The 15,805-nt window shown below is 66.5% G+C and carries 15 protein-coding genes; 9 read left to right on the top strand and 6 right to left on the bottom strand.

What is annotated here, in order from left to right; genetic code table 11:
* Positions 1-144: 144 nt before the first annotated feature.
* Positions 145-915 (bottom strand): transcriptional regulator GlcC, encoded by a 771-nt coding sequence (gene glcC, locus A9513_RS31660; protein ID WP_065086452.1) that lies wholly within the window; start codon positions 913-915, stop codon positions 145-147.
* Positions 916-1,143: 228 nt separating this feature from the next.
* On the opposite strand from glcC, the gene glcD reads away from it, so the two are divergent.
* The 5 genes from glcD to A9513_RS31635 all read left to right on the top strand — a co-directional run bounded on the left by glcD (position 1,144) and on the right by A9513_RS31635 (position 7,282).
* Positions 1,144-2,643, top strand: coding sequence for a glycolate oxidase subunit GlcD (glcD, locus tag A9513_RS31655; protein ID WP_024764354.1), 1,500 nt, complete (start codon positions 1,144-1,146; stop codon positions 2,641-2,643).
* Entirely contained in the window at positions 2,643-3,683 is a 1,041-nt protein-coding gene (gene glcE, locus A9513_RS31650; RefSeq protein WP_065086451.1) for a glycolate oxidase subunit GlcE, read from the top strand. The genes glcD and glcE overlap by 1 nt, the downstream gene beginning before the upstream one ends.
* Entirely contained in the window at positions 3,683-4,957 is a 1,275-nt protein-coding gene (glcF, locus tag A9513_RS31645) for a glycolate oxidase subunit GlcF (protein ID WP_037016817.1), read from the top strand. The genes glcE and glcF overlap by 1 nt, the downstream gene beginning before the upstream one ends.
* On the top strand, positions 4,936-5,334 hold the full coding sequence (locus tag A9513_RS31640; protein WP_024764357.1) for a heme-binding protein: 399 nt from the start codon (positions 4,936-4,938) through the stop codon (positions 5,332-5,334). The genes glcF and A9513_RS31640 overlap by 22 nt, the downstream gene beginning before the upstream one ends.
* Before the next feature lie 253 nt (positions 5,335-5,587).
* Positions 5,588-7,282 (top strand): lactate permease LctP family transporter, encoded by a 1,695-nt coding sequence (locus A9513_RS31635; RefSeq protein ID WP_065086450.1) that lies wholly within the window; start codon positions 5,588-5,590, stop codon positions 7,280-7,282.
* Between the two features lie 62 nt (positions 7,283-7,344).
* Here the strand turns inward: A9513_RS31635 and arfB are convergent, their stop codons facing one another.
* Positions 7,345-7,758 (bottom strand): alternative ribosome rescue aminoacyl-tRNA hydrolase ArfB, encoded by a 414-nt coding sequence (arfB, locus tag A9513_RS31630; RefSeq protein ID WP_024764359.1) that lies wholly within the window; start codon positions 7,756-7,758, stop codon positions 7,345-7,347.
* Positions 7,759-8,128: 370 nt separating this feature from the next.
* On the opposite strand from arfB, the gene A9513_RS31625 reads away from it, so the two are divergent.
* Positions 8,129-8,923, top strand: coding sequence for a nucleoside-binding protein (locus tag A9513_RS31625; protein ID WP_226046570.1), 795 nt, complete (start codon positions 8,129-8,131; stop codon positions 8,921-8,923).
* A gap of 183 nt (positions 8,924-9,106) precedes the next feature.
* Here the strand turns inward: A9513_RS31625 and A9513_RS31620 are convergent, their stop codons facing one another.
* The 4 genes from A9513_RS31620 to hppD form a co-directional block, all read right to left on the bottom strand.
* Positions 9,107-9,484 carry an MliC family protein gene (locus A9513_RS31620; protein WP_024764361.1) on the bottom strand — a complete coding sequence of 126 codons (378 nt, stop codon included), beginning with the start codon at positions 9,482-9,484 and terminating at the stop codon, positions 9,107-9,109.
* 101 nt (positions 9,485-9,585) lie between these two features.
* Positions 9,586-11,001, bottom strand: coding sequence for an amino acid permease (locus tag A9513_RS31615; protein ID WP_065086449.1), 1,416 nt, complete (start codon positions 10,999-11,001; stop codon positions 9,586-9,588).
* A gap of 112 nt (positions 11,002-11,113) precedes the next feature.
* The gene (gene maiA / locus A9513_RS31610; protein WP_065086448.1) at positions 11,114-11,755 is read right to left on the bottom strand and encodes a maleylacetoacetate isomerase; all 642 of its coding nucleotides are present in this window, start codon (positions 11,753-11,755) and stop codon (positions 11,114-11,116) included.
* A 50-nt stretch (positions 11,756-11,805) separates the two neighbouring features.
* The gene (hppD, locus tag A9513_RS31605) at positions 11,806-12,888 is read right to left on the bottom strand and encodes a 4-hydroxyphenylpyruvate dioxygenase (RefSeq protein ID WP_024764364.1); all 1,083 of its coding nucleotides are present in this window, start codon (positions 12,886-12,888) and stop codon (positions 11,806-11,808) included.
* Between the two features lie 303 nt (positions 12,889-13,191).
* On the opposite strand from hppD, the gene A9513_RS31600 reads away from it, so the two are divergent.
* The 3 genes from A9513_RS31600 to A9513_RS31595 all read left to right on the top strand — a co-directional run bounded on the left by A9513_RS31600 (position 13,192) and on the right by A9513_RS31595 (position 15,599).
* A complete protein-coding gene (locus A9513_RS31600; RefSeq protein ID WP_065086447.1) occupies positions 13,192-13,959 on the top strand; it encodes a helix-turn-helix domain-containing protein in 768 nt (255 codons plus the stop codon).
* A gap of 487 nt (positions 13,960-14,446) precedes the next feature.
* Entirely contained in the window at positions 14,447-14,608 is a 162-nt protein-coding gene (locus tag A9513_RS35300; protein ID WP_081754002.1) for a DUF1427 family protein, read from the top strand.
* A gap of 34 nt (positions 14,609-14,642) precedes the next feature.
* Positions 14,643-15,599 (top strand): zinc-binding alcohol dehydrogenase family protein, encoded by a 957-nt coding sequence (locus A9513_RS31595; protein WP_065086446.1) that lies wholly within the window; start codon positions 14,643-14,645, stop codon positions 15,597-15,599.
* Positions 15,600-15,805: the final 206 nt, after the last annotated feature.

Raw genomic sequence — 15,805 nt, 5'->3', positions numbered from 1 at the left:
TCGCGAGCAAGCTCGCTCCTACAAAAAGACTCCGCGCCAGTATGTAGGGCGCATAACCTGGAACAGGTTATCCGCCGCCAGTCCCGAAACGGCGGATAACGCTGGCGCGTTATTCGCCCTACGGTTGCGTCTCACGCTCCCCAGTTATTTCCAACCCTCGAGTCGCAAGGTCGCGCGCACCAGCCGCTGTTCCTCCTGCTCGATCTCCCGCAGATTGTCGCGCACGCCGTGGATATGCTCGCGGGCGGCGCGCTGGGCCTGTTCCGGCTGGCGCTCGACGATGGCGCGATACAGCCGCGCATGCTGGCGATCGATCTGGCGCTTTTGCGGCGGGCGGTTGTAGAGGTTGTTCACCGAGGCGAACACAGTGCTGAGCATCAGTTCGTTGAGCGACTGCAGCGTATGCACCAGCACCGGGTTGTGCGAGGCCTCGCTGACCGCCTGGTGGAAGGCGTGGTCGCGCCGCGCGTGTTCGCGTGGGTCCAGCGGTTGCGGCTCGTCGAAACCCGCATGCATCTCCTCGAAGCGCCGGCCGATCAGCAACAGGTCGACCTCGGTGGCGCGCAGGGCGGCCAGCCGGGCGGACTCGCCCTCCAGCAGCGCGCGCACTTCCAGCAGGTCGTAGAGCGTGCGCGGCTGCGAGCGGAACAGGTGCATCAGCGGCGAGATATCCTCGGCGCCGGTCAGGTCGGCAACGAACGATCCCCGCCCCTGCTCGGTATCGACGATGCCGCGTCCGCGCAACGCGCGCAGCCCTTCACGCAACGCCGAGCGCGAGCAGCCGAGCTTCTCCACCAGGCGCCGTTCCGACGGCAACGCCTGGCCGACCTTGAGTACGCCATCGACGATCAGGCGCTCGATCTTTTCCGCCACCTGGTCGGCGACGCGCTGCTTGCGCTGCTGGATGCTGGTCATCGAATGGCTCCACAACTGGTAGGACCAGCAGGTAACCACCTGCCTCATGCCCAACAACCCTAGCCGCCATGACGGGGCGTTTCCAGCGCAGCAGCACGCAACAACTGGTCCGACCAGTGTGAAAGCCGATGGACGCCCGCGAAGCGGCGGCCGCATGTTCACGGCGCTGTGGCTCATGAAGCCCGCCTGACGGGCTCGTCCAATAACAAGATCAGAGCACCGTGGCCCATGAATATCCTCTACGACGAGCGCGTCGACGGCGCGCTGCCTGCCGTCGACAAGTCCGCCCTGCTCGCCGAGCTGCGCGCGACACTGCCCGACCTCGAACTGCTGCACCGCGCCGAAGACTTGAAGCCCTATGAGTGCGACGGCCTCTCCGCCTACCGCAGCGTGCCGATGCTGGTGGCGCTGCCCGAGCGTATCGAGCAGGTGCAGGCGCTGCTCAAGCTCTGCCATGCGCGCCAGGTACCGGTGGTGGCGCGTGGCGCGGGTACGGGCCTGTCCGGCGGTGCGCTGCCGCTGGAGAAAGGCATCCTGCTGGTGATGGCGCGCTTCAACCGTATCCTCGAAGTGAACACCGCCGGCCGCTTCGCCCGCGTGCAACCCGGCGTGCGCAACCTGGCGATCTCCCAGGCCGCCGCGCCGCACGGGCTTTACTACGCACCCGATCCGTCGTCGCAGATCGCCTGTTCCATCGGCGGCAACGTCGCCGAGAACGCCGGCGGTGTGCATTGCCTCAAGTACGGCCTGACCGTGCACAACCTGCTGAAGGTGGACATCCTCACCGTCGAAGGCGAGCACCTGACGTTGGGCAGCGACGCCCTCGACAGCCCCGGCTTCGACCTGCTGGCGCTGTTCACCGGATCCGAAGGCATGCTTGGCATCGTCACCGAGGTCACCGTCAAGCTGCTGCCCCGGCCGCAGGTGGCGCGGGTGCTGCTGGCCAGTTTCGATTCGGTGGAAAAGGCCGGCCGCGCGGTGGCCGATATCATCGCCGCCGGCATCATCCCCGGCGGGCTGGAGATGATGGACAACCTGTCGATCCGTGCCGCCGAGGACTTCATCCACGCCGGCTACCCGGTGGACGCCGCGGCCATCCTGCTGTGCGAACTGGATGGCGTGGAAGCCGACGTACAGGACGACTGCCAGCGCGTCGACGGCGTGCTGCGCGCAGCCGGCGCCACCGATGTGCGGCTGGCCTGCGACGAGGCCGAGCGCGTGCGCTTCTGGGCCGGGCGCAAGAACGCCTTCCCCGCGGTGGGGCGCATCTCCCCGGACTACTACTGCATGGACGGCACCATCCCGCGCCGCGAACTGCCGCGCGTGCTGCACGGCATCGCCGAGTTGTCGAAGGAATTCGGCCTGCGCGTGGCCAACGTATTCCATGCCGGCGACGGCAACATGCACCCGCTGATCCTCTTCGACGCCAACCTGCCCGGCGAGCTGGAGCGCGCCGAAGCCATCGGCGGCAGGATCCTCGAACTCTGCGTGGCGGTGGGCGGCAGCATCACCGGCGAACACGGCGTGGGGCGCGAGAAGATCAACCAGATGTGTGCGCAGTTCAACAGCGACGAACTGACCCTGTTCCATGCGGTGAAAGCGGCCTTCGACCCGGACCGCCTGCTCAACCCCGGCAAGAACATCCCGACCCTGCACCGCTGCGCCGAATTCGGCGCCATGCACGTGCACCACGGCCAGTTGCCCTTCCCCGACCTGGAGCGTTTCTGATGGCCGATGCCAGTGCCGACCTGCTCGAACAGGTGAACCAAGCGCTCCACGCTCGAACGCCGCTGCGCCTTCGCGGCGGTGACAGCAAGGCCTTCCTCGGCCGCCCGGTGAACGGCGTGGACCTGGATACCCGCGCCCATTGCGGCATCGTCAGCTACGACCCGACCGAGCTGGTGCTCACCGCCCGCGCCGGCACGCCGCTGGCGGAGATCGAAGCGGCGCTGGAGGCCGCCGGGCAGATGCTGCCCTGCGAGCCACCAGACTTTTCCACGGCAACCTTCGGCGGCATGGTCGCGGCCGGGATATCCGGCCCGCGCCGGCCCTGGTCGGGCTCGGTGCGCGACTACGTGCTGGGCACACGGGTGATCACCGGCCATGGCAAGCTGCTGCGCTTCGGCGGCGAGGTGATGAAGAACGTCGCCGGCTATGACCTCTCCCGCTTGCTCGCCGGCAGTTTCGGCTGCCTGGGGCTGATCACCGAAGTGTCGATGAAGGTGCTGCCCAAACCCCGGATGTGCGCCAGCCTGCGCCTGCAAATGGACGTTCACCAGGCGCTGGGAGAACTGGCGGAATGGGGTGCGCAACCGATCCCGATCACCGCCGCCTGCCACGACGGAGCGGCGCTGCATCTGCGTCTGGAAGGCGGCGAAGGCTCCGTGTGTTCCGCCCGCCTGCGCCTGGGTGGCGAGGAGATCGACAGTACCTACTGGCAGGACTTGCGCGAGCAGCGCCTCGGCTTCTTCACCGGCCCCGGCACGCTGTGGCGGCTGTCACTGCCCAACGCGACCCCGGCGATAGCCCTGCCGGGTGAACAACTGATCGACTGGGGCGGCGCGCAGCGCTGGCTGAAGTCCGACGCGGACGCCGAGCTGATCCGCCACAGCGTCGCCGAGTTCGGCGGCCACGCCACTCGCTACGCGCCGGGTGACGATGCGTTCCATCCACTGCCTGCCGCCCTGCTGCGCTACCACCGCAGCCTCAAGCAGCAGTTGGACCCGCAAGGCATCTTCAACCCCGGCCGGATGTACAGGGAGCTCTGATGCAAACCAACCTGAGCGAACAGGCCAGGCACCTGCCGCGCGCCGAGGAAGCCGAGCGCATCCTGCGCTCCTGCGTGCACTGCGGCTTCTGCACCGCCACCTGCCCGACCTACCAGTTGCTGGGCGACGAACTGGACGGCCCGCGCGGGCGCATCTACCTGATCAAGCAGGTGCTCGAAGGCGTTGATCCCAGCGCCAGCACCCGCGAGCACCTGGACCGCTGCCTGAGCTGCCGCAATTGCGAAAGCACCTGCCCTTCCGGGGTGGACTACCACAACCTGCTGGACATCGGCCGCGCGGTGGTCGAGGAGCAGGTGCCGCGAACCTTCGGCGAGCGCGCGATGCGTCGCGGCCTGCGCGCCGTGGTGCCGAATGCCGCTTTGTTCGGCGCGCTGGCCAAGGCCGGGCGGACCTTCTACCCACTGCTGCCGGAGAGCCTGCAGAGCAAACTGCCGCGCCATCCGCACCCACCCGTGGAACGCCCGAAACCACACCACACCCGGCGCATGCTGATGCTCGAAGGCTGCGTGCAACCGGCGCTGTCGCCCAACACCAATGCCGCTGCAGCGCGGGTGCTGGATCGCCTGGGCATCAGCGTGATCCCGGCGGCGGACGCCGGTTGCTGCGGCGCCGTGGACTATCACCTGAATGCCCAGGCGCAAGGCCTTGAGCGCGCACGCCGGAACATCGACGCCTGGTGGCCGTCCATCGAAGCCGGCGCCGAGGCCATCGTGCAGACGGCCAGCGGCTGCGGCGCCTTCGTCCGCGACTACGGCCATCTGTTGGAACGCGACACCGCTTACGCCGCCAAGGCGAAGCGGATCAGCGAGCTGTCCCGCGACCTCTCCGAAGTGCTGCGCGACGAGCCGCTGGAAGAACTCCACCTGCAGGGCGACCGCCGCCTGGCCTTCCACTGCCCCTGCACGCTGCAGCACGCGCTGAAGCTTGGCGGCGCGGTGGAAAGCGTGCTCACACGCCTGGGCTTCAGCCTCACCGGCGTGCCGGACAGCCACCTGTGCTGCGGCTCCGCCGGCACCTATTCGCTGACCCAGCCGGCGCTGTCCAGGCGGCTGCGCGACAACCGGATGCAGGCACTGGAAAGCGGCAACCCCGAGGTCATCGTCACCGCCAATATCGGCTGCCAGACACACCTGGGCGGCGCGGGACGCACGCCGGTTCGGCACTGGATCGAACTGGTGGAGGAAGCGCTGGCCGACGCGCCGCAACCCCACTCTCAAGGCGAGGTGCAAGCATGCTCAACAAAGCCGTTCTGACCCAGCAGGAGGTCGGCCGCATCCTCGCCGCCGCCCGCGATGAGGCGCAGCGCAATCACTGGGCGGTGTCCATCGTGGTAGTGGACGACGGCGGCCACCCGCTGGCCCTGGAGCGCCTCGACGGCTGCGCGCCGGCCAGTGCCTATATCGCCACCGAAAAGGCCCGCAGCGCGGCGCTGGGTCGGCGTGAAACCAAGGGTTACGAGGACATGGTCAACAACGGCCGCGTGGCCTTCGTCAGCGCGCCGCTGATCACTTCGCTCGAAGGCGGCGTGCCGGTCGTCGTCGAAGGCCAGGTGATCGGCGCGGTCGGCGTCTCCGGCGTGAAAGCCGGGGAAGATGCGCAGGTCGCCAGCGCAGGCGTGGCGGCGCTGTGAAGTCGTCCACGCGGCTCTGGCGTCAGGTGCCCAGCGTCCGGGCTGCAGTCGCCGTCGGCTTCAAGCGGGCCGGCGGCGACCCCCGCGAAAGCTTGCCCGCCTCGTTGTTTAGAAGCCCCGCTACGCGCCGCGTGCCGGGGCTTTTTCCATGGGCGCCGGCACATCGCCGACCGCCGTCCAACGCACCACCGACAAAAGTTATCCACCGCTGACGCTTTGCCGTGTGCATCCACAACAACAAGGGACAATCCCCATGCAAACCTGGCAACAGCTCTACACCCCGCTCGGCAGCCTCGGGCTGTCGGCACTGGCGGCCCTCGTGCCGATCATCTTCTTCTTCCTCGCCCTGGCGGTGTTCCGCTTGAAGGGCCACATCGCGGGGGCGATCACCCTGCTGCTGTCGCTGCTGATCGCCGTCACCGTCTACCATATGCCGGTGGACAAGGCGCTGGCCTCGGCGATCTACGGTTTCTTCTACGGGCTCTGGCCGATCGCCTGGATCATCGTGGCCGCAGTGTTCCTCTACAAGCTGACGGTGAAGAGCGGGCAGTTCGAGATCATCCGCAGCTCGGTGTTGGCGATCACCACTGACCAGCGTTTGCAGGTGGTGCTGATCGGCTTCTCCTTCGGCGCGTTTCTCGAAGGCGCGGCGGGCTTCGGCGCACCGGTGGCGATCACCGCGGCGCTGCTGGTCGGCCTGGGCTTCAACCCACTGTATGCGGCAGGGCTGTGCCTGATCGCCAACACCGCGCCGGTGGCCTTCGGTGCGCTGGGCATCCCGATCATCGTCGCCGGGCAGGTGTCGGGCGTGGATGCCTTCAAGATCGGCGCCATGGCCGGGCGGCAGTTGCCGATCCTGTCGGTGATCGTGCCCTTCTGGCTGGTGGCGATGATGGACGGCTGGCGCGGAGTGCGCGAAACCTGGCCGGCGCTGCTGGTGGCCGGCGGTACCTTCGCGATCAGCCAGTTCCTCACCTCCAACTTCATCGGCCCGGAACTGCCGGACATCACCTCCGCACTGCTGAGCATGGTCTGCCTGACGCTGTTCCTGCGCGTGTGGCAACCGGTGAACCTGCGTGAGACGGAGTTCTCCAGCCTCAACGCCGACGGCACCACGACGCTCGGCGGCCTGGGTGGTGGAGGCGGCGGAAGGCAACGCGAATCCCAGTACAGCTTCGGGCAGATCTTCAAGGCCTGGTCGCCGTTCCTGATCCTCACGGTGCTGGTGACCATCTGGACCATGAAGCCGTTCAAGGCGCTGTTCCTGCCCGGCGGCGCGCTGGAAAGCTGGGTGGCGGTGATCGCCGTGCCCTACCTCGACCAGCTGGTACTGAAGGCCGCGCCGATTGTCGCCAACCCGACGCCGATGCCGGCGGTCTACAAGTTCGACCTGGTCTCGGCCAGCGGCACGGCGATCTTCCTTGCGGCGCTGGTCTCCATGGCCATCCTGCGTATTGGCGCGAAGAGCGGCGCAGCGACCTTCGGCGAGACACTGAAGGAGTTGAAGTGGCCGGTACTGACCATCGGCATGGTGCTGGCCTTCGCCTTCGTCACCAACTACTCGGGGATGTCCACCACCCTGGCGCTGGTGCTCGCCGGAACCGGAGCGGCCTTCCCGTTCTTCTCGCCTTTCCTCGGCTGGCTGGGGGTATTCCTCACCGGGTCGGACACGTCATCCAATGCCCTGTTCGGCTCGCTGCAGGCGACCACCGCGCACCAACTCGGCGTGAGCGACACGCTGCTGGTGGCCGCCAACACCACCGGCGGGGTGACCGGCAAGATGATCTCGCCGCAGTCCATCGCCGTGGCCTGCGCGGCCACCGGCATGGTCGGGCGCGAGTCGGACCTGTTCCGCTTCACGGTCAAGCACAGCCTGATCTTCGCCGCGTTCATCGGGCTGATCACCCTCGCGCAGGCCTATGTATTCACGGGGATGCTGGTGCGCTGAGTCGCCACTGGAGTTTCCTGCAGGAGCGCGTGTGGTGCGCTCCTGCAGGGCGCGTTATCGCTTCAGAAGTCCACCTTCCCCCGCCCCGCCTTGATCGACCCACGCTTGCTCTTGCCCTCCAGCCGGCGCGTCTTCGAGCCCAGCGTCGGCTTGGTCGGGCGGCGCTTCTTCTCCACTTTCGTGGCGCTGCGGATCAGCTCCGCCAGGCGGTTGAGCGCGTCCTCGCGATTCTGTTCCTGGGTCCGGAACTGCTGCGCCTTGATTACCACCACGCCGTCGCTGGTGATGCGCTGGTCGCTGAGCGCGAGCAGGCGTTCCTTGTAGAACTCCGGCAGGGACGAGGCGCGCACATCGAAGCGCAGGTGCACCGCGCTGGACACCTTGTTGACGTTCTGCCCGCCGGCGCCCTGGGCGCGGATGGCAGTCAGCTCGATCTCCGCATCGGGGATCTGCACGGTGTTGGAAATCTGCAGCATGGGAAGCATTCAAAGTGGAAATGAACGTCAGGATACCGCGCAGCGCCGCTGGTGTCCCGAAGCCATCTAGCCCGCCGTGAAGCGCCCGTTCCTGACTTCTGCGTCAATTTTTGTATACGAATTTGTGTACAAGTTTTTTCTTGCAATGTCATCAATTCACCATTAGAACCCAGCCTGTCACCGACCGCAGTTCCTCCTGCGGGACGCCGGCCCCCCAGCCACAAAAACAAGAAAAAGACAGAGGTGCAGCATGGTTTCATCCGCGACGACGGCCGTTGGCGCCGCCCGCCCCCAACCGCGTTCCAGCCGCCGCCTGAGCAACGGCCGCCGGTTCGCCCTCGGTACTGCACTAGTCCTCGCCCCGCTGGGCATGGCGCAGGCCGAAGACGATCGCTTCTTCGAGTGGACCAGCAACACGCTGGGCTTCCGCTACGGCAAGGGCTTCACCAACCCGAACAACCCGCACGACATCAGCAAGCGCATCTTCAGCTTCAGCCACGCCGACGGTTACCGCTACGGCAGCAACTTCTTCCACCTCGATGTGCTGCAGTCCGACAGCGATGATCCGCGCAAGGGCACCGACCACGGCAGCAGCGAGGTCTACGGGGTATTCCGCAGCCAGCTGTTCGCCTCGCGGGTGTTCGACCTGCCGCAGGGCAAGGGCCTGGTGAAGGACCACGCCTTCACCTTCGGCTTCGACGCCAGCCGCAACAACAACCTGGGCTCGGCGAAGAAGCGCGCGCTGGTGTTCGGCCCGACCATCAAGTTCAACGGCCCCGGCGTGCTGGACCTCTCGCTGTTCTACTACCGCGAGAAGAACCACTCCGGCATCCCCAACGCGAAACACCCGGACCACACCTTCGACACCACCTACATGCTCAACCTGACCTGGCTGAGGCCGTTCCAGCTGGGTGATCACGGTGCGAAGTTCCAGGGCTTCCTGAACTACACCGGGGAGAAGGGCGAGGACTACAACGACAACGACACCGCGCCGGAAACGCTGGTCCGTACCTCGCTGATGTTCGCCACCCTGCCCGGCACCAAGCGCCAGCCGAACCTGTGGCTGGGCGTGGGCTACGAGTACTGGCACAACAAGTTCGGCGTGGATGGCGGGCGCGGCACCCGTACCTCGACGCCGACGGTGAACCTGGAGTTCACTTTCTGATCATTTGGCTCGACGGAGGGTGGGTGGAGCTTGCGATACCCATCAGCGATGCCGTGAAGAGTCGATGGGTATCGCTGCGCTCCACGCCATCCTCCGGCTGCTCCCGTTGTCGACGCAGATTGATCTACCCATGAAAAAGCCCGGCCAATGCCGGGCTTTTTCGTCAGCGCAGTGCAGGAAGCATCAACGCTCCTTGCAGGCCACGCCATCGGCGGGCTCGCCGCCTTTCCAGTCCTTGTACAGAGTCGCGTCTTCGCCCTTGGTCCACCAGACGTACTGCCCGGCGGCATAGCGCGCACCGGAGGCGGAGATGACGTTGGCGAAGACCAGGCTGGAGGCGTCCGTCACCGGCACTACGGCCAGGCTGTTGTCGCCCTTGTTCAGGTACTGCACGCTGATCTTGCGGCCGTCCTCGCACTTGTACGAGACGCTGCGCGAATCCAGCTTGGCGTCGCCGGGCAGGACCAGCGCATCGACCTGGGGTGCTTTCTTCTCTTCGCCGCCGCAGGCGACGAGGATGACCGGCACGGCCGCCGCGAGCAGCCAAAGTGCTTTTTTCATGAGTATCCCTCTGACGAAAAATGGCCCGGTCACTCTAGGAAGGATCGGGCCACGCGGTCAATCGCGCGCGGCTCGACCCAACGTAGGATCAGGCCGCCAGGTCAGTCAGCCAGCGCGGCGCTGGCGCTGCTGTGCGCCGCCGGCTGGCGCTTGAGGCGATAGCAACCGTACATCACCAGCAACCACACCGGGATCGCGTAGACCGAGATCTGGATGCCCGGCGTGAGCAGCATGACGCCGAGGATGAACACCAAGAAGCCCAGGCACAGCCAGTTGGCCGCCGGATAGGCGACGGCCCGGAAGGCGCTGCGCTTGCCCTCGGCATCCATGTGCGCGCGGAACTTCAGGTGCGCCAGGCTGATCATCGCCCAGTTGATCACCAGCGCGGCGACCACCAGGGACATCAGCAGCTCCAGCGCGCGGGCCGGCACCAGGTAGTTCACCAGCACGGCGAGGAAGGTCACCGCCGCGGAGACCATCAGCGAGCGTACCGGCACGCCACGGCTGTCCACCTTGGCCAGCGCGCGCGGGGCATCGCCCTGCTCCGCCAGGCCCACCAGCATGCGGCCGTTGCAGTAGGTGCCGCTGTTGTAGACCGACAGCGCGGCAGTGAGCACCACGAAGTTGAGCACGTGCGCCGCGGTGCCGCTGCCGATCATCGAGAAGATCTGTACGAAGGGGCTGCCGCTGTAGGAGTCGCCGGAGGCGTTGAGGGTCTGCAGCAGGCTGTCCCATGGGGTCAGCGAGAGCAGCACGGTGAGCGCGCCGATGTAGAAGATCAGGATGCGGTAGATCACCTGGTTGATCGCCTTGGGGATCACCTTTTTCGGCTGGTCGGCCTCGGCGGCGGTGAAGCCGAGCATCTCCAGCCCGCCGAAGGAGAACATGATGATCGCCATGGCCATCACCAGCCCGCTGATGCCATTGGGGAAGAAGCCGCCGTGGGCCCACAGGTTGCTCACGGTTGCCTGCTCGCCCCCGGTGCCGCTGGCCAGCAGGTAGCAGCCCAGGGCGATCATGCCGACGATGGCGGCGACCTTGATGATGGCGAACCAGAACTCCGCCTCGCCGAAGGCCTTCACGTTGAACAGGTTGATCGCATTGACCACCACGAAGAAGACTGCCGCCGTCGCCCAGGTCGGTACGTCCGGCCACCAGTAGTGGATGTACTTGCCCACCGCGGTGAGCTCCGACATGCCCACCAGGATGTACAGCACCCAGCAGTTCCAGCCCGAGAGGAAGCCGGCGAAGCCGCCCCAGTACTTGTGCGCGAAGTGGCTGAAGGAGCCGGCCACGGGCTCCTCGACGATCATTTCGCCGAGCTGGCGCATGATCAGGAAGGCAATGAAGCCGGCGATGGCATAACCGAGGATCATCGACGGGCCGGCGGACTTGAGCACCCCGGCCGAGCCGAGGAACAGCCCGGTACCGATGGCGCCGCCGAGGGCGATCAGCTGGATATGGCGATTCTTCAGGCCGCGCTGGAGCTGGCCTGCGTGTTGAGTTTCACGCGTCATGCGTCACCTGTTGTTTTTATCTGTGACGGGATTCGGCCGCCCGGCTTGTGGCCAGGCGGTGCGGGCAAGGCAAGGCTAAAGAGCGGTGGAGCGGGAAGGCTGGTTTACAGGGTTACTGGGCGTCGGGCTGCACCTCCGGGGCGGCCTGCTGGAAGGCTTCGAGGAGCTCGCAGCGCGCGGCGATGGCGAGCAGGCGCGGGCAGCCGGAGAGGTCGCAGTCAAAGCGACGGGCGTTGTACAGCTGGGGAATCAGGCAGGCCTCGAAGTAGCCGGGACGCTCGCCGAGGGATAGCGGGCCGCTCCAGTTGGTTACGCCCTCCTCCAGCGCGTGCAGGCCGGTTTCGACCCAGTGGCGAATCCATGCCGTCTTCGCCTCGTCCGCCACCGCCAGCGGGCCGCTGAGGTACTGCAGCACACGCAGGTTGTTCAGCGGGTGAATGTCGCAGGCGATATGCAGGGACAGTGCACGAACCTGCGCACGCTGCAGCGCATCGCGCGGCAGCAGGCCGGGTTGCGGATGGGTTTCGTCGAGGTATTCGAGGATGGCCAGGGACTGGGCAATGCGCGCGTCAACGTCCACCAGCAGCGGCACCAGTTCCTGGGGATTGAGCGCCTTGTAGTCGGCAGCGTGCTGCTGGCCGCCGTCCTTCACCAGGTGCACGGGCACCTGGCGGTAGGCCAGGCCCTTGAGGCCAAGCGCGATGCGCACACGGTAGGCGGCGCTGGAGCGCCAGTAGGAGTACAGGGTGAGCATGGCGTTTCTCCGAGGGTGGCCACGCTACGCGCAGCCACCCTGCTAGCGATTTACTGATCGGAGATCACGCCACGGCGAATCTGGTCTTCCTCGATGGATTCGAACAGGGCCTTGAAGTTGCCCTCGCCGAAGCCCTGGTTGCCCTTGCGCTGGATGATCTCGAAGAAGATCGGGCCGATCACCGTGTTGGTGAAGATCTGCAGCAGGATGCCGTCGTCGCCCGGCGCGCCGTCGATCAGGATGTTCAGATCGCGCAGGTCCTTCAGGGATTCGCCGTGGCCGGCGACGCGGGTATCGACCTTCGCGTAGTAGGTGTCCGGGGTGCTCATGAAGTCCACGCCGTTGGCGCGCAGCTGGCGCACGGTTTCGTAGATGTCGTTGGTGGACAGGGCGATGTGCTGGATGCCTTCGCCGTGGTACTCGCGGATGAATTCCTCGATCTGCGACTTGTCGTCCGCCGACTCGTTGATCGGGATGCGGATCTTCCCGCAGGGCGCGGTCATCGCGCGGGACAGCAGGCCGGTGAGCTTGCCTTCGATGTCGAAGTAGCGGATCTCGCGGAAGTTGGCGATGCGCTCGTAGAAGCCGGACCAGACGTCCATCTGGCCGCGCTTGACGTTGTGGGTCAGGTGGTCGATGCACAGCAGGCCGACGGCGTTGTCGGTGGCGCTGCGGCCTTCGATGAACTCGAAGTCGACGTCATAGATGCTCTTGTCGCCATAACGGTCGACGAGATACAGCAGCGAACCGCCGATGCCCTCGACGCAGGGGATGTTCAGCTCGCCGAAGTTGGCGTGGCTGCCCACCAGCTTGGCGCCCTGGGACTCGACGTAGGCGGCGGCCTGGGCGGCATTCTTCACCCGGAAGGCCATGGCGCAGGCGCTCGGCCCGTGCTTCCTGGCGAACTCGTGGACGTGGCCGGTGGGGCTGCCGTTGAGCACGATGTTGATGTCGTTCTGCTGGAACAGGAAGACTTCCTTGGAACGGTGCTTGGCGGTCTCGGTGAAGCCCATGCCGGTGAACAGCTGGCGCAGTTGCTCGATGCCCTGGGCGTCGGGGGCGGTGAATTCGACGAACTCGAAGCCGTCGGTGCCGATGGGGTTGTGTTGCTCGATCTTGGTCACGGCGTTCATCCGGCCTCCTCGTTGTCGTTATCGGCTGGTTCGGCGCAGGGGCCGTCCAGGCGTTTGGAATACCTTCATCACAACCGTCGCGGCGCTTTGGAACAAGCCACCGGCGGGGCGTTACCGGGGCCACGGGAGCCGCGGCGCGGCAAGAAATCCTTACGTCGCCCAAAGCCCCGTGCGGCATGCCGCCGCACCGTAAAGAATTCGTGACAAGGTGGAGCGCCGGCGTGCCAGTGCGAGTGCCGCGTACTCGTCAGGCCGTCACGCGGCGGCTACCATGCGGCCCATCTCCCCTGCCCGAATCGTCCCATGGCCCGCGCCGCTCCCCCCGATTTCGACGCCACGCCCGCTCCACTGCGCGCCCTCGCCCGCAGCTATCCGCGCGGCCTGCACATCGAGCCGCACTCCCATGACTGGGGGCAGGTGCTCTATGCGATGTCCGGGGTGATGTGGCTGGAGACCCCCTCCGAAGCGCTGCTGGTGCCGCCCAATCGTGCCGTCTGGCTGCCGCCCCAGGTGCCCCACGGCATCCGCGTGGTCAGCGAGCTGCAGATGCGCAACATCTATCTGCGGCCGGGCACGGCGGACTCGCTGGGTGAGCAGGTGCAGGCATTCGAGGTCGGCGGGCTGCTGCGCGAGCTGATCGTCACGCTGGTGCAGCACGAGCGCGAGCCAGACACTGACTACTACCAGGCGCTGTCGCAACTGGCCGTGCTGGAGCTGCAAAGAGCCCGAAGCCTGCTGCTGCGCGTACCGCTGCCGGAGGATTCCGACCGCCGCCTGCTGAACCTGTGCCTGACGGTGATGGCCAAGCCGAGCCAGGAGATTTCCTTCGAGCAGCACGCCGCCGACGCCGGCGCCAGCGTGCGCACCCTCGCCCGCCTGTTCCAGCGCAGCCTGGGCATGGGCTTCGCCCAGTGGCGGCGGCAGGTGCAGTTGGCCACGGCGGTGGCGCAACTCAACGAGGGTATGCCGGTGAGCCAGATCGCCCATGGTCTGGGGTACCAGCCGGGCAGCTTCAGCGAGATGTTCCGGCGCGAGCTGGGCGTGGCGCCTTCGGAGTATTGCGCCCGGTAGCGCATCGTTTCGGGAGCGGCGCTTCTTCGTGATCCGCGATCAGCGCCGGCACGGGGCGGGTTCGCGAGCAAGCTCGCTCCTACAGGAAAAGCATGCTCCACGCTTCGGCTCTGGCTCCGGCTTCTGGAAGACTTCCAGAGAAGTATCCGCACACTCCGGACTGCCCCKTTCAACGAGGGAATTTTTCGCCTARGCGAAAAACCGGATGGAGGGGCAAGACTTTTTGGTTCCTTTTGTGGCGTTTGACAAAAGGGACTCGCCGAGAGGCGAAACCCAATCCATCAGCACACGCCGAAGCGACGCAGGAAACTTCAGAGCAAGGCAGGCACATCGCGGACGAAGTCCGCTCCTACGCGGGTGCACGCCCATCCCATACTCCCCACCGACATCTGTCCGATATTCCGAAGTCCCTGACCGGCGACACCCTCCAGCAGTCCCTAGACTGCCCCTATCCCATCCAGCCGCCGGAGCGATCCACGGAGGACACATGAGCTACCTGATCTCCCTGGCCATCGGCATTGCCGTCGGCCTGGCCTACCACTTCCTCGACTTCCGTTCGCCAGCGCCGCCGCTGGTGGCGCTGGTCGGCCTGCTGGGCATGCAGATCGGCGAGAACGCCCTGCCGCTGCTGACCCGCTGGTTCCACTGATCCCATCTCCCACTGCTTGCCAAGGACCCGTGCCATGAAAGCCCTGCAATTCGACCGCACCGGCGACCTCGCCGCCCTGAGCTTCACCGAAATCGCCGATCCGGTGCCCGCCACCGACGAGGTGCTGGTGGAAGTCCACGCCGCCGGCCTGAACCCCAGCGACGTCAAGAATGTCCTCGGCCGCTTCCCCTACACGACCCTGCCCCGCGTGCCCGGCCGCGACTTTGCCGGCACCGTGGTGAAAGGCCCGACCGAGCTGCTCGGCAAATCCGTCTGGGGCACCGGCAAGGGCCTGGGCTTCACCCGCAATGGCAGTCACGCCCAACTGATGAGCGTACCGCTCGGCGGCGTGGCGCTGATGCCAGAGCGCATGAGCTTCGCCCAGGCCGCCAGCTGCGGCGTCCCCTTCACCACCGCCTGGGATGCCCTGGAGCGTAGCCAGGTCGGCAACGGGACGCGCCTGCTGGTGATCGGCTCCGGCGCTGTCGGCGCGGCGGCCATCTCCCTGGCCAAGGCCCGAGGCGCGCAGGTGCTGGGCGCAGTGCGGCGCGCCGAGTCGCAGGTGGAACTGCAGGCCCAAGGCATCCCGAGCCTCCTGCTGGACTCCGCGGAAACGCTGGCGGCGCAGGTGGACGAACATTTCCCCGGCGGCGCCGAGGTGATTTTCGATACCACCGGTTTCTGGCTGCCGGCCGCCGTTTCCGCCCTCGCCACCTTCGGCCGTATCGCTATCATCGCCGCGCCAGTGGACGGCCACGTGCAGTTGCCGGCCCTGGCGCTGTATCGCCGAGGCGGTTCGGTGGTGGGGGTGAATTCGCTGCTGTACGACACGGTCGCCTGCGCCGCGATGCTGCGCCAGTTCGGCCAGTGGTTCGACGACGGCAGGCTGCCGCTGCCCGGCGGCCTGCGCGAAGTGCCACTGAGCGAGGGTATCCAGCGTTATCACGAGATCAACGAAGGCAGCAGCGAGAAGATCATTCTCGTGCCTTGAAGCTGGATCACCGAGCGCTGGAAGCGCCCCTAACCTCGGCCCTCTGCCGAGAAAGAGGGGGCGCCCGGCGTGCCCCCGGGGAAAAGGGTCATTAAGGCGGCTATCCGGCAGGCACCGAGGCAGGCCATCACACCGAACCGCCCCCTTTCCCTCTGCAAAGGGGTGCACAGCCAGGGTGAGGGGATGGCATCACCCCGCTCCCATGC

Origin of the sequence: Pseudomonas sp. AU12215, assembly GCF_001675465.2 — a bacterium.
Taxonomy (GTDB): domain Bacteria; phylum Pseudomonadota; class Gammaproteobacteria; order Pseudomonadales; family Pseudomonadaceae; genus Pseudomonas; species Pseudomonas nitroreducens.
This window is presented reverse-complemented; position numbering and strand designations above follow the sequence as displayed.

Bases quoted from the DNA above. Each gene is read 5' to 3' on its own strand.
- A9513_RS35300 (WP_081754002.1), top strand. From the start codon at position 14,447: ATGAGCTACCTGATCTCCCTGGCCATCGGCATTGCCGTCGGCCTGGCC.
- A9513_RS31620 (WP_024764361.1), bottom strand. From the start codon at position 9,484: ATGAAAAAAGCACTTTGGCTGCTCGCGGCGGCCGTGCCGGTCATCCTC.
- A9513_RS31595 (WP_065086446.1), top strand. From the start codon at position 14,643: ATGAAAGCCCTGCAATTCGACCGCACCGGCGACCTCGCCGCCCTGAGC.
- glcE (WP_065086451.1), top strand. From the start codon at position 2,643: ATGGCCGATGCCAGTGCCGACCTGCTCGAACAGGTGAACCAAGCGCTC.
- arfB (WP_024764359.1), bottom strand. From the start codon at position 7,758: ATGCTGCAGATTTCCAACACCGTGCAGATCCCCGATGCGGAGATCGAG.
- A9513_RS31635 (WP_065086450.1), top strand. From the start codon at position 5,588: ATGCAAACCTGGCAACAGCTCTACACCCCGCTCGGCAGCCTCGGGCTG.
- glcF (WP_037016817.1), top strand. From the start codon at position 3,683: ATGCAAACCAACCTGAGCGAACAGGCCAGGCACCTGCCGCGCGCCGAG.
- glcC (WP_065086452.1), bottom strand. From the start codon at position 915: ATGACCAGCATCCAGCAGCGCAAGCAGCGCGTCGCCGACCAGGTGGCG.
- A9513_RS31640 (WP_024764357.1), top strand. From the start codon at position 4,936: ATGCTCAACAAAGCCGTTCTGACCCAGCAGGAGGTCGGCCGCATCCTC.
- A9513_RS31615 (WP_065086449.1), bottom strand. From the start codon at position 11,001: ATGACGCGTGAAACTCAACACGCAGGCCAGCTCCAGCGCGGCCTGAAG.
- glcD (WP_024764354.1), top strand. From the start codon at position 1,144: ATGAATATCCTCTACGACGAGCGCGTCGACGGCGCGCTGCCTGCCGTC.
- maiA (WP_065086448.1), bottom strand. From the start codon at position 11,755: ATGCTCACCCTGTACTCCTACTGGCGCTCCAGCGCCGCCTACCGTGTG.
- hppD (WP_024764364.1), bottom strand. From the start codon at position 12,888: ATGAACGCCGTGACCAAGATCGAGCAACACAACCCCATCGGCACCGAC.
- A9513_RS31625 (WP_226046570.1), top strand. From the start codon at position 8,129: ATGGCGCAGGCCGAAGACGATCGCTTCTTCGAGTGGACCAGCAACACG.
- A9513_RS31600 (WP_065086447.1), top strand. From the start codon at position 13,192: ATGGCCCGCGCCGCTCCCCCCGATTTCGACGCCACGCCCGCTCCACTG.